General features: G+C 66.2%; 8 protein-coding genes. 1 reads left to right on the top strand and 7 read right to left on the bottom strand.

The window, feature by feature from the left end; all coding sequences use genetic code 11:
- Positions 1–51 precede the first annotated feature (51 nt).
- The 7 genes from B9C43_RS02055 to B9C43_RS02025 form a co-directional block, all read right to left on the bottom strand.
- A complete protein-coding gene (locus tag B9C43_RS02055) occupies positions 52–663 on the bottom strand; it encodes a hypothetical protein (RefSeq protein ID WP_033380973.1) in 612 nt (203 codons plus the stop codon).
- A 57-nt stretch (positions 664–720) separates the two neighbouring features.
- Complete coding sequence (locus tag B9C43_RS02050; protein WP_143446033.1) at positions 721–1,869, bottom strand: FG-GAP repeat domain-containing protein; 1,149 nt, start codon at positions 1,867–1,869, stop codon at positions 721–723.
- A 585-nt stretch (positions 1,870–2,454) separates the two neighbouring features.
- The gene (locus tag B9C43_RS02045) at positions 2,455–6,423 is read right to left on the bottom strand and encodes an nSTAND1 domain-containing NTPase (protein ID WP_160096247.1); all 3,969 of its coding nucleotides are present in this window, start codon (positions 6,421–6,423) and stop codon (positions 2,455–2,457) included.
- A gap of 92 nt (positions 6,424–6,515) precedes the next feature.
- Positions 6,516–7,322 (bottom strand): SWIM zinc finger family protein, encoded by an 807-nt coding sequence (locus B9C43_RS02040; RefSeq protein ID WP_033380977.1) that lies wholly within the window; start codon positions 7,320–7,322, stop codon positions 6,516–6,518.
- The gene (locus tag B9C43_RS02035) at positions 7,323–10,271 is read right to left on the bottom strand and encodes a DEAD/DEAH box helicase (protein ID WP_084424326.1); all 2,949 of its coding nucleotides are present in this window, start codon (positions 10,269–10,271) and stop codon (positions 7,323–7,325) included.
- 82 nt (positions 10,272–10,353) lie between these two features.
- A complete protein-coding gene (locus tag B9C43_RS02030) occupies positions 10,354–11,232 on the bottom strand; it encodes an SDR family NAD(P)-dependent oxidoreductase (RefSeq protein ID WP_084424325.1) in 879 nt (292 codons plus the stop codon).
- Between the two features lie 45 nt (positions 11,233–11,277).
- Positions 11,278–12,006, bottom strand: coding sequence for an SDR family oxidoreductase (locus B9C43_RS02025; protein WP_033380980.1), 729 nt, complete (start codon positions 12,004–12,006; stop codon positions 11,278–11,280).
- 162 nt (positions 12,007–12,168) lie between these two features.
- Here B9C43_RS02025 and B9C43_RS02020 point away from each other — a divergent pair, with 162 nt between their 5' ends.
- Positions 12,169–12,861, top strand: coding sequence for a TetR/AcrR family transcriptional regulator (locus B9C43_RS02020; RefSeq protein ID WP_084424324.1), 693 nt, complete (start codon positions 12,169–12,171; stop codon positions 12,859–12,861).
- Positions 12,862–12,939 lie beyond the last annotated feature (78 nt).

The raw sequence follows: 12,939 nt of genomic DNA, 5'->3' as shown, positions 1-12,939 counted from the left end.
ACAACTCGATGTGTCCGGTGTCTCCCGGAAAACAGGTCCCGACCTGCTAGATCACCGCAGAAGGACGAATACGACGCCGCCGACGACAGGGCCGAGAATTGAACCGACGACGACCTGAGCGGCGGTGTGGTCGCGCACCTGGACCCGCGCCCACGCGACCAAGGCGACCAACGGGACGAGGACGGCCATGATCCAGCCGTAGATCAGGATGACGGTGGCGACAGCGCCGCCCGCGACGGTCGCGTGCAGCGAGACCTTCCACCACTTGGTGATGATCACGCACACGACCAGGACGGTCACCATGGACCACGCCAGCGCCAGCACGTCCCTCGGCGCGTCTCCCACGAGCAGGATCACCAGCCCGACCAGTGCCGACACCAGGCACATCATCAAGGGCAGGAAGCGTCGCTCACGCTCACGCACCCAGTGACCATCCCATTTCCCGCGCCGCGCACCCCGGATGATGAACGCCATCGGCAGCACGCTGTAGAAGATGGCCACCACCAGCGACCACAGGATCGTCGCGAGAACCTTGTGGCCGGTGGCGTTCCACGCGACCGCGAACGGCAGCAGAACCACGATCGTCGCGGGCGAGAGCACTTCGGTGACGATCTTGGCAAGCCGGTACCCCGGCAGGGATGGTGCGGTATCAGCTTTCGACACCGCACCATCCTCGCAGGCTGCCGGGCCTACCCCCGATACCCGGGCCTGCGAACCGGGTCAGGACTGAAACAGGTCCAGACCGTTCCAGCCGGTACCGATCCGGCTACCGCCGCTGAGCACGCCGTCGGCACCGGCCACGTAGAGCAGCAGGTCGCCGTTGACTGCCCGGCCGGCGATGTCAGTCCGGCCGTCATGCGTGAAATCGCCGGGGATCAACGCCGTGATGCCGTTCCAGCCGTTGCCGATCCGCCGTGGCGCGTCGAACTGCCCGTTTCCACGACCGGCGTAGATATTCAGGTCGCCGGTGGCGGCTCGGCCGACGAGATCGCCTTTGCCGTCGCCGTTGAAGTCGCCGCCAACGATCGCTGTCATACCGCCCCAGCCGGTTCCGGCCTGCTGGGGCGCACTGAAGTTCGCTCTCCCGTAGCCCGTGTAGAGGAAGAGGAAACCGTCGTCACGGCGGGCCATCAGGTCCGACCGACCGTCGGCGTTGAAATCGGCGGTCACCACGGTGTTCATTGCCTGCCAACCGGTGCCGACCTGTTCGGGAGCCGAGAACCTGCCGTCGGCGTACCCGGCGTACAGGAACAGGTTGCCGTCGCTGCGTTTGCCGATGAGGTCCCCGTGGCTGTCACCAGTGAAGTCACCGGTCAGCAACGACGTCATCGCACCCCAGCCAGTTCCCCGCGGCTCCGGCGATGCCAACTTGCCTGGCGCGAAGCCGTCGTAGATGAGCAGTTCGCCAGTCGCCTGCGCACGACCGACGATGTCGTCCCAGCCATTGCCCGTGACGTCACGCACGAACCGCGGACCGCCACAGTTCCGGCTGGTCACGTACCACGTTTGCCCGTTCGCTTGGCCATACGCCACACCGTTGAAAACCGGTGGGACCCTTTCGTTGTTCGGATGACCCCACTCGGCTTGGTTGTCACCGTTGCGGTCGATCGGATCGCTGTAGGACTTGTTGACCACCCCGGCCGCTGGAGCGATCAGCGGGTTGCCCTCGGTCTCGCTGTTCGGGACCCGGAAGATGTCCAGCGCGGGCGCATGCCCGAACGACTCCATCCGAATCTGTTGGTCACAAGGGAAAGGCGTCTGGAAGGCCAGCATCGCCACAGAAGCGTGGACTTGCCCGCTTGTCACAACTACGCCAACGAAGGACATGACAGCAGCCATCACACCGACACGCGTAGTCAGCGTGCTCACAATCGTCACCCTATTGAACTCGACATAACAGATGGGGAGCCCGCCAGTCGATGACGAGCGGGCCCAAGGCACTGGAGAAGTCGATCTCAATCCCGGCAGGGACCAAAGCCGGTGGCGCCGTCATTCGACGGGCCAGTCCCAGCCAGATTTCCCACCGGAATATCGCCCCAGCGGCCGGAGTTACCCTGAATTCGCAACCACTTGTTGGTAAACGTTCCACGACGGTCGTGATACTCGTTGAAGTCGCCTACGAGCCAACAATTGGCGTTGTAACGACTACCTTCGATAGCCGAAGAATTACACCTGCTTGCACCGAACTTTGGCGCCGTCCGGAGAGTGCTTGTCACTCGAACAAAATTGCTGACACCGTGCTTGACCCCTCCGGTTGAGGAGAAATCCGTCAGTACCTGTCCCGAAGACTCCTCGCTCGCCGATCCGACGACACCGACCAACAGTGTCGTCGCAGCAAGAACTGAGGGAATCGCGTATCGCAGTTTTCGCATTCTCCGAATGTGCGCTTCCGAGTTTGCGAAAACCTTGACCACGGCCGCGACCGGGCTCAAGGTCGGTGCAAGGTGCCAGTCGTCAGGGCGAATCTTCGAGGTAGATGCCTCGTTCCTCGGTTGTGAAGTCGCGCGTCAGACGCTGCCCTGCCATCGCCAGCAATTGCTCGACCGGAACGCAGACCTCGCACGTCCACACGTCGACCGCGCCGTCCCCGCGACCGACAGCGAGGCGGTTGCCACGGCCGAAATCCACACTTGTCGTCGTGGCGGGCACGTGTCGTTCGAAGACGATCGGATCAGTCCGCACAGCCCACTTCCACACGCGGACTTTCTGGTCGTTTCCCGCAGTGACGATGTACTGCCCGTCCGCACTGAAAGACACGCCGTTGACCCGGCCGTAGTGGCCGTTCAACAGAACGGGATCGCCGTCGCCGGACGTTCGCCAAACGCGGATCGCACCGTCGTTTCCGACACCGGCTACGAATTGACTGTCCGGGCTGAACGCCAGGCTTTCCATGCCGTCCGGGCCACGCCATTCGTGGTGTACCGACAAGTTCGGCAGCGACCAGAGCCGCAGCATGCCGTCCGCGTGGGCGGTTGCCATCCAACGGCCGTCCCCGCTGTATTCGATGTCGTTCACCGGACTGGAGCTGGGGGCCAGCACCGCCCGAGTGGTCCCCTTTCCGAACGAGGAGATCTCTATTCGGCCGTCATTGCCGCCGCTGGCGACTTCCAGGCCGAGATGGTCGGCGGCCACGCTCGTCATCGGGCCGGTATGCCCGGTGTCGATGCGTCGCACCACGTCCGTGCCGGGATGCCACACCAGGACGCCCGGCCCGTCGCCCACGGCCAGGATGTGCTCGCCGTTCGGGGCCGACGCAACCGCCCGCAACGGCCCGTTGCCGCCCTGCGTCACCTTTGGACCGAACCGCACCGTTCCGTCCTCGCCAACGCTGACAGCGTTTTCGCTGCCGGTGGGCATCGTCACGTCGGCCGTCTGTCCATTGTGGCGCCCTTGGACATCGATACCGGGCTTCACACTGGGGTCCCACAGACGTACGGTCCCGTCGTCGCTCACTGTTGCGACCAAGCGGTCGTCAGGACTGAACGCCACGCCACGGATCGGTCCGCCCGTGCCTCTGAGAACGACACGGTCTCCGCGCCCATCCGCCGGAACGATATGCGCGGTTCGGTCGCGTCCGCCTGTGATCACGAACTTTCCGCTGTGGCTGTAGGCAACGGTGTGCACGACATCCCGGTGATCCCACAACTCGTCGGCCTTGCCGTCACCCGCCACCGGCCAGATCCGGGTCCTGGCGTCCTCGCCGCCCGCGACGATGTGCTTGCCGTCCCGGGTGAAGTCGATGTCCGTGATGGCGACGCCGCTGTCCTTCGTGTTGATCGCGCCGGTGCGCAGATCCCTGATGAGCAGCCTTCCGTCTTTGCCCGCACTGGCCAGCCACCGACCGTCGGCGCTCCATGCCACTGCGGTGGCGCTGTCGTGCTGGCCTGCCAGAACCTGCGGCACACCGCTGCTGCCGCCGATCTCCCAGACGCGAATCTGCCCATCCGCGCCCGCAGCAGCGATCTCGCGTCCATCAGGGCTCCACGCCACAGCCGACAAGGCGACTGGGCCAGCAGAGTACCGGTGGTACTGCAGACCAGCGGACGGCTTCCAGACGAAGACCGCGCCGCCGCCCGCAGCGGCTACTTCATCACCGTGCCGGTTGTACGCGAGGTCGGACAGTGCGGTGTCGGTACTTGCGAGCACCAGCGGCGGCGTGCCGCCCCTGACCGGCCAGATCCGTACTGTGCGGTCGACGCCCGATGTGGCCACCGATTGGTTGTCTGGGCTGATGTCCACGCCAGTCACCGCGCCGGCGTGGCCGGTGAATCGGATTCGCACCCGGGATTCGACCAGCGCTTGAGCGAGCGCGGCCTGCGCCGACTCCGTCGAGTCGATCTCCACGGCCCGTTTGGCGAGCAACAACGCGAGTTCCGGGTCTCGCGGCAACTCGCTGCGCGCCCGTGCGGCCAATTGCCCGGACAGCGCGCGATCACGTTGCCGTTGAGCGACTTCGTTCTGCGCCAACGCAATCAGGGCGAGCACCATCATGACGGCCAACGCCACGCTAAGACCGGTCAGCGCGAAGTGGACCCGACGACGGCGAGCCCTGCGTTCGCGGTCGCGCAGGCGGACGGCTTCGGCGAGAAACACACGCTCTAGGTCGTTCAGGTGGTCCGTGCCGCGTTCCTCCCAGGACGCCAGGCGGGCGCCGCGATACAACAAGCTGTCGTCACGGGCATGGTGGTCCCAATCGGTTGCGGCTTCGGTCAACCGCCGATGCTCGCGCAGCCGGTCGCGGTCCTCGTTGATCCACTGCCGCAACGTCGGCCAGCCTCTGACCAAGCTCTCGTGCACGATGGTCACGGTGTCCTCGTCGAGTGTGACCAGTCGGGCCTCGGCCAACTTGCCCAGCACAGCACCGCTCTGGCCCAGTTCCGCGCGATGTACTCGTCGCCTGGTGTCCTCCGGGCCGTCGCCGGGTGCGGTGAGCCGAAGCAGGATGTCGCGCGTGATCCGACGTTCATCAGTGTCCAGCGAGGCGTACAGGCGGTCCGCAGTCTGTGCGATGGCCCCGCGCACGCCTCCGGTCTGCTGATAAGCCGAGACGGTCAGCCGGTCACTGTCCCGAAGGCGCCAGGTTTCAAGCAGCGCATGGGAAACGAGTGGCAGCGCGGCTGGTTCGCCAAGAACTTCGGCGACAACCATGTCCACAAGAGCCGGTTCTACGGTCAGATCAGCACGTTCAGCGGGCTCTGTCACCACCGCACGTAAGTCGCTCTCAGCCATCGGCCCGACAAGCACTTGCTGGTCGCGCATCGCCGCCACGAGCGCAGGCAAACCGGCGCAGGCCGCGTAGAAGTCAGCCCGCACACCGATGACGACCTTCGCATCCACAAGGGACAGCAAGTCGTCGACGAACTCATTGCGCTGTTCCTCACCGCACAGCGTGAAGATCTCTTCGAACTGGTCGACGATCAGCAGCACCCGCCCGTCAGGCACCTCGAAGGGCCGCCCGGGGCTCAGCAGCACGCATTCCCAGCCCTCCGCGCGCATGGCGGCCATCAGTCCGGCCCGCAGCAGGGACGACTTGCCGCTCCCCGACGGACCGAACACAGCGAAAAACCGGTGCTCAGTCAAACGCGACCGCAGTTCGGCAACGAGTTCGGCCCGCCCGAAGAACCGCGCGGTGTCATCCGGTTGGAACGTCGCCAAGCCAAGGTATGGCGGTTCAGTCGGTCTTGGCCGGACAACCGGAGGGTCCTCTCCGCGCAGCAGCCTCAGGTGCAACTGCTGCAGTTCCGGGCCCGGTTCAGTGCCAAGGTCGTCGATCAACCGCTCACGCAGCGCGGCATAACACGCCAGCGCCTCGGCTTGTCTGCCTTGACGCTGCAACGCGGTCATCAAGCGGCAGGCGACCGCTTCAGCGTGCGGATACTCCGCCAGTTCCCGTTCCAGCAGATCGGAGACCTCGTCGTAGCGACCCAGGTCGATCATCCGGGTGGCCCAGTCGGTGCACACGCTGACCCGTTTGCGGCTCAGGCTTTCGCGTACCTCATCGGCCCACCGGCCGGAAATGCCCTGCAAAGGCGTGCCACGCCAGCAGTCCAGCGCTTCGCGCAACTGGTTGACTCGCACTGGCAGGTCCTGGATGGACCTGGCTTCGCGCACCGCCGCGTCGAATCGATGGACGTCCACGAGCTCGACCGGGATGTCGAGCAGATAACCGCCGTTGTGCTGGCGTAGCTCGTACCCCGTATCGCGCAAGACCCTGCGTAGCCTGCTGATGTAGCTGTACAAGGCGCCGCGTACCTGGGCAGGCGGCTCCTCGCCCCAGACGCGGTCGATCAGTGACTCCACCGAGCACGGTCTGCCCGCAGCCAGCAACAGCACTGCCAGAACCGACCGCTGCTTGGCCGATCCCACGTCCACCCGGTGGTCCCCGACCCATAGTTCGACCGGACCCAGCAGCTGAAATCCCACCTGAATCCCTCCCCGGATTACCTGTGGTGGGATACAGACTAGGCGTGACCAAGTGCTACGGACAGTGATGGTCGTAGACCCACACCAAATTCTCAGGTCCGGCGAAACTGCTGGTAGAGCGGCGTGAGCACGTCGATCAGCGGTTCGCCGCGGACCTGGATCGCGGGCGCGTCGACCCGAAGCAGCACCAGATCGGCATCCTGCGGCTCGGGCTCCGGCGGGAGCGGGCCGGCGGTGAAGAAGTTCTCCACGTCCAATGCCGTTTCCGGTTCGGCAGGCGTGTCCTCGGACCGATTCTTGCGGAGCCTGCCCAGCAACTCGGCCTTGGACCGGCCACGCCATTCGAAGATCAGGAACGGGTCTTCGTCGAACCGTTCCGCCAGCAGGAAACACACCGCGGCGACGTGTTTGCATGGCACCGCCCAGTCCGGGCAGCTGCAGTGCATCGGCAGGTCTCGGGCGGCGGCCGGGAACAGGGGGACGTCCAGTTCGGCGAAGACCTCTTCGATCTCCGGCGGCATCTCCCCGGCCAGTAGCTTCGCCGCGAACAGCGCTTTGCTCGCGAGCTTCTCGGTGACCAGATCCCACTGCTGGGCGCTCAACGGCTTCGAGATCAGTTTGACCGCGTACGGTTCCGGCCGGGAGCCCTGCACCTTCGCGATGACCTTGCCCGCGGAGATGTCCAGCGACATCACCTGCCCGGCCCGCGCGTAGTTCTTGCCGCGGCTCATCCGCCCGCCGAGCTGCAGTTCTTCGAGCACGGTGATGAAGCGCTGCGACCACCAGGTGGTCGCGATCTTGCCTCGGGTGCGGCGCGCCTTGATGCCGTTCTCGACCTTGATCGGGCCGGTCGACGGGTAGTCCTGCCACCAGTTCTTGTCGGGCTTGTCGTCCGGCATCTACGCCGCCTCCCCGACCGCGTCGGGTGCGAGCTCGAACAGCTCGCGCAGCGCGTTCGTGGACAGCTCGGTGAGCCAGTCCTCGCCGGTGCCGACGACCATCTCGGCCAGGGCCTTCTTGCTGCGGATCATCGCGTCGACGCGGTCTTCGACCGTGCCCGCGCAGAGGAACTTGCGGACCTGGACGTTGCGGCGCTGGCCGATGCGGAACGCGCGGTCTGTGGCCTGGTCCTCGACTGCCGGGTTCCACCACCGGTCGACGTGCACGACATGGCTCGCAGCGGTTAGGTTCAGCCCGACACCACCGGCTTTCAGCGACAGCACGAAGATCGGCGGCCCCGCGTCGGACTGGAACCGTTCGACCATCGCGTCACGCTGGGACTTGGTCACGCCGCCGTGCAGGAACAGCACTGGCTGCTCGAACTTGGCGGTCAGGTGCGCCCGCAGCATCTCGCCGAACTCGGCGAACTGCGTGAAGCACAGCACCTTGTCCCCTTCGGACAGTGCTTCGTCGAGGATTTCCTCCAGCCTGGCCAGTTTCCCTGAGCGGCCGGGCATCCGGGAACCGTCTTTGAGCAGGTGCGCCGGGTGGTTGCAGACCTGTTTGAGCCGCGACAACGTGGACAGCACGAGTCCACGGCGTTCCATGCCCTCGCTGTTCTCGATGCGCTCCATCATGTCGGCCACGACGGCTTGGTACAGCGACCCCTGCTCGGCGGTGAGCTGGCAGACCTCCGTCATCTCGATCTTCTCGGGCAGATCGGAGATGATCTCCTTGTCGGTCTTGACCCGGCGCAGGATGAACGGCTGCGTCCGGCGCCGGAGCGCCGCGGTGACCGTTTCGCTCTTGTCGCGCTCGATCGGCACCGCGAACTTGGTGCGGAACGTGCTGGCCGGCCCGAGCAGCCCGGGGTTGGCGAATTCCATCACCGACCACAGCTCGGCGAGCCGGTTCTCCACCGGCGTCCCGGTCAGTGCGATCCGGTGCGCCGCAGGCAGCGCCCGCACCGCGCGGGCCTGTTTCGATCCGGAGTTCTTGATGTTCTGCGCTTCGTCCAGCACGACCCGATGCCACCCGAGCCCGGCCAGCTCCTCGTGCTCACGGGACACGACCCCGTACGTGGTGATCACCAGGTCCGATTCGGCGACCTTGGCGGCCAGCTCGGCGCCGCTGACGCGACCGGAGCCGTGATGGACGTGAACCCGGAGATCCGGCGTGAACCGCGCGGCCTCGCGTTGCCAGTTGCCGACCACGGACATGGGGCATACCAACAGGTTCGGCCTACTGCCCTCGGCGGCGATCAGCGCGAGCAGCTGGACGGTTTTGCCCAGTCCCATGTCGTCGGCGAGGCACCCACCAAGTCCACGCCTGGACAGGAAACTCAGCCAAGCCAGCCCGCGTTCCTGGTAGGGCCGCAGGGTCGCGGTGAAATTGTCCGGTGTGGACACCGGTGCCAGCTGATCCTCGATGTGCCCGGCCAGCACGTCGCCGAGCCAGCCGTCCGCGACGACGTCGGTGACCGGGACGTCCACGCCTTGCTCGGCAAGCGCCGAGTCGGCCTGCAGCAGGTCACCGGCGGTCATCTCGCCTTCGCCCGACTGCTCGAGGAACGTCAACGCCCGCCGCAGCCGGGCGTTGTCCAGCTCGACCCATTTCCCGCGCAGACGCACGAGAGGAGCCTTGGCTTTCGCCAGCTCGGCGATCTCCTCCTCGGTGAGCTCGTCCTCGCCGACGGCCAGTTTCCATTGGTAGTTCAGGATTTCGTTGAGGCCCAGACCGCCGCTGACGACCGCACTCTGCCCCTTCGCCGACGAGCTGGCCTTGAGTTTCAGGCCGAGTTCGGGGCCGCGCTGCAACGCCGACGGCAGTTGGATGCCGAACCCGGCCAGCGACAACGCGTTCGCCGACTGCCGCAGGAACCGGTACGCCCCTTGCGGATCGGTCCGCAGCTCGGCCGGAGTGCTGACGCGCAGGGCCGCGTCCAGCTCCGGGTAGACGCGGCTCGCCCGGCCAAGTCCCGCGAGCAGGACTTCCTCGGGGTGCTTGGCATGCCTGGCAAGGAGGTTGGCCGCTCCCGTGCCGTGCCAGACGTCCTTTGCCGTGGCCGTCAGGCTCGGATCGGCCGTCGCCTGCAGGAGGAACTCGACCCGCCAGTCGTCGCTGTCCTCGTCCGGGAGTGCCAGCCGAAAGCATGTCCTCAGTGGACCCACCGGCGGCGCGGCCGACCGGTGCCAGTCCCTGAGTTTCTGCCCCAGCTCGCCCAGATCTCCGTCGACGCGGGCATCCGGCGTGGTCAACGCCCGCATCCACCGCTCAACGGCCGTGGGATTCTGCCCGGGCGGAATCTCGTCCACCCGGCCCCGTGCCGTGGCGTCGGCGAACGCGGTCACCATAACCGGCACCAAATAGCCAGGCAGAGCGGCCATCTCGGCCCGCACGACCCCCGGCATCGCCCGGTCCAAGGCTCTGGTGTGGTCCTCGTCTTCGCCGATCAGCTGCGGGATCCACCGGGCGTGCCCGTCCACCAGGCCGGGCAGGACCTGTCCGCGATCGACCAGGCTGACCGCGAACCTCGCGACCGCCGCCATCCACCGCCACGAACCACTGGGAATCTCCGGCGGATCAGGCAATACCTGCAAGGCTTCGTCGGGCGTCAACGCCAACGCGTTCACCGTCCACGGCGCCAGCTTCACCTTTTTGTTCGTCTCCGCCGCGGGCCTGACCAACTCGGGTGCCGCCACGGGTCCGATGCTCGACGAGGGCAGCAACGTGGTGAACGAGAACTCCGAGCCGAGGTCGAAGATCTTGCGCAGCGTCTCAGCCGAGGCACCGAACGGATGCTTCTTCGGCTTCTTCCCCGGCCGCACAGCCGAAACGGGCACGGTCGCGTCCTCCGCCCATACGCACACGCCGCCGGTCGAGGACCAAGCAGCGTGTACGACGAGCATGTGAAAGACGATATAGCCGACCCCCGACAGTGTTGAATTGCCCTCGCTCCGCTCGGACGGACGTGGTCGCCAAAGCCGTTTCTCACCGCACCGGGGTCACGAACTCCGGGAAGCCGATGCGGCGGAAGAACTGCTGGCGGACCGCGTCACCGACGGCGTTGACCAGTTCGGCACCGTCCTCGGCCGGGTCGACGTGTACCCGGAACGGGCGCTGTCCCTTCGGCAGATCGACCACGCGCACGATCTGACGGGCCACCTCGGCGGGATCGGCATCCTCCGGCAACAGGTCCGCGAGCCGACGGGCTACTTCCTCCGAGAAGCCCGCGTACTTCTCGTCGTAGACGGCCGCTATCTCTTTGTCGTCCGCGTAACCCGCGTTGGCGAAGTGGTTCGTGCCACGGGTGAACGCTCCGGGCACGATGATCGTCGAGTCGATACCGAACCGGGTCAACTCGGTCGCGTAGCTCACCGCCAGTGCGTCCATGGCCGCCTTCGCCGCGAAGTACGGCGCAAGGAACGGCGGCGTGCCGCCACGGGTGCTGGACGAGCCAACCCACACAACCAGGCCGTCACCTCGCTTACGTAGATACGGCAGCGCCGCACGGTTGAGCCGTTGCGTGGACAGGACGTTGGTGTCGTAGACGCTGGCGTACTGCTCAGGCGTGAAGGCTTCGGCCGCGCCGAGCACCATGTGCCCGGCGTTGTGCACGACGACGTCCAGCCGCCCCTCGTCGGCGACGACCTTGGCGACCGCCGCGTCCACCGAACGCTGGTCCAGCACGTCCATCTCGACCGGGCGCAACCGGTCGCTGTACGCCCTGGCCTCGGCCGCGGCGATGGCGTTGCGACCGGCGATGTTCCGCATCCCGGCGTAGACGGTGTGGCCCGCGTCAACGAGAGCCCGCGTGGTCAGCGCACCGAACCCGCTCGAAGCACCGGAGATGATGACGATCTTCGACATTTCGTTGTTCCTAACAGGGCGATGGGAGGCAGGGAGCAGGGGTGATCAGGCGGCGACGCCACCGTTGGTGTAGATGACCTGGCCGTTGATCCAGCGGGCCGGGCCGGCGAGGAACGAGATGACCTCGGCGATGTCGTCGGGCTGGCCGAGCCGCTCCAGCGGGGCCGCCTTGGACGCCGCCTCGATGACTGCCTGCGGCTTGCCTTCGAAGTACAGCGGCGTCGCGGTCGGGCCAGGGGCGACAGCGTTGACCGTGACGTTGCGGCCGCGCATTTCCTTGGCCAGGGTCAGGGTCATCGCGTCGACAGCGCCCTTGCTTGCCGCGTAGGCCGTGTAGGTCGGCACCGCGAGCTTGGTGACGGTCGACGAGAAGTTGATGATCGCGCCGCCCTCGCGCACCCGGCGGGCCGCTTGCTGGGAGACGACGAACGTGCCGCGGATGTTGGTGCGGTGCATCCGGTCGAGGTCTTCGAGCTTCAGCTCGGTCAGCGGGGCCAGCAGCATGATGCCCGCGGTGTTCACCACGACGTCCACACCGCCGTACAGCCGCTCCACCTCGTCGAACAGGGCCTCGATCTGGGTCTCGTCGGCGACGTCGGCCTGGAAGGCACTGGCCGTCCCGCCCGCCTTGGTGATCGTCTCGACGACCTCGTCGGCGCGGACCTTGTTGCCTGCGTAGTGCACCAGGACAGTCAGGCCGTCCTTGGCGAGCCGCTCGGCGACCTCACGGCCGATTCCGCCAGTAGCACCGGTGACGATGGCAACCCGAGTCATTTCTCTCTCCTTGTTATGCCCAGTAGTTGTTAGCACTGTTCCGCTTGTTCGTTAGCAACGTTACGCCGACGTTCGTAGCGTCGCTACCCTCAAACCCGTATCGGCGCTATGACGTAGGTAACATCGCTAACAATGAGCCGTATCGCTGATACCCTCAGGGCTATGGAGGATCTACGGACACGCATGCTGGAAGCGGCTGCGGAACTACTGGACTCCTCACCTGACCGGGACATCTCCACCCGTGCGGTCTGTGAGGCGGTCGGCGTCGGCGCACCTGTGTTGTACCGGCTGTTCGGCGACAAGAGCGGACTGCTGAGCGCGGTGGTCGACCACGGCTTCGAGAAGTACCTGTCGGTCAAACGAGTGGCCGCACCCTCGGAAGACCCCGTGGTCGACGTGATGAACGGCTGGGACAAGCACATGGCCTTCGCGCGGGAGCACCCCACGGTCTACCGGATGATGTACTCCCCCGCGCTCAGCGCGGTCCCGAAGGCCGCGCAGGAGGCGTTGGATCTACTGCGCCAACTGCTGGAACGCTGCGCCGAAGCCGGGCGGCTGCGCATTCCCACCGAAGCCGCCGCGCAAATGATCATGACTGCGAGCGTCGGTCTCGCATTGAGCCTGGTCACGCAGCCCGAGGTGTACACCGACGACAGCCTGATCCGGCGTCAGCGGGACGCGGTTTTCGCGGCCGTGTTCGTGGACAAGCCCGCCGAGTCCACCCAGACACCGACGTTGGCGACCAAGGCGTTGCAGCTCAAGGCCCTGTTGGACGCCGACCCGGGCACCGAGCTGGTCGAACCCGAGGTGAACCTGCTCAAGCACTGGCTGGAGCGGCTGGCGAAGGCCGAATAGCACGACAAGGGCGTGGGCCGGCGACACCTCCAGCAAGCCGCCGGACCACGCGACAGCTGTGGGGACAAGGCTAAACCT

This window comes from Kibdelosporangium aridum (assembly GCF_900176515.1).
Classification (GTDB): Bacteria; Actinomycetota; Actinomycetes; order Mycobacteriales; family Pseudonocardiaceae; genus Kibdelosporangium; species Kibdelosporangium aridum.
This window is presented reverse-complemented; position numbering and strand designations above follow the sequence as displayed.

Bases quoted from the DNA above. Each gene is read 5' to 3' on its own strand.
- B9C43_RS02025 (WP_033380980.1), bottom strand. From the start codon at position 12,006: ATGACTCGGGTTGCCATCGTCACCGGTGCTACTGGCGGAATCGGCCGT.
- B9C43_RS02020 (WP_084424324.1), top strand. From the start codon at position 12,169: ATGGAGGATCTACGGACACGCATGCTGGAAGCGGCTGCGGAACTACTG.
- B9C43_RS02040 (WP_033380977.1), bottom strand. From the start codon at position 7,322: ATGCCGGACGACAAGCCCGACAAGAACTGGTGGCAGGACTACCCGTCG.
- B9C43_RS02035 (WP_084424326.1), bottom strand. From the start codon at position 10,271: ATGCTCGTCGTACACGCTGCTTGGTCCTCGACCGGCGGCGTGTGCGTA.
- B9C43_RS02030 (WP_084424325.1), bottom strand. From the start codon at position 11,232: ATGTCGAAGATCGTCATCATCTCCGGTGCTTCGAGCGGGTTCGGTGCG.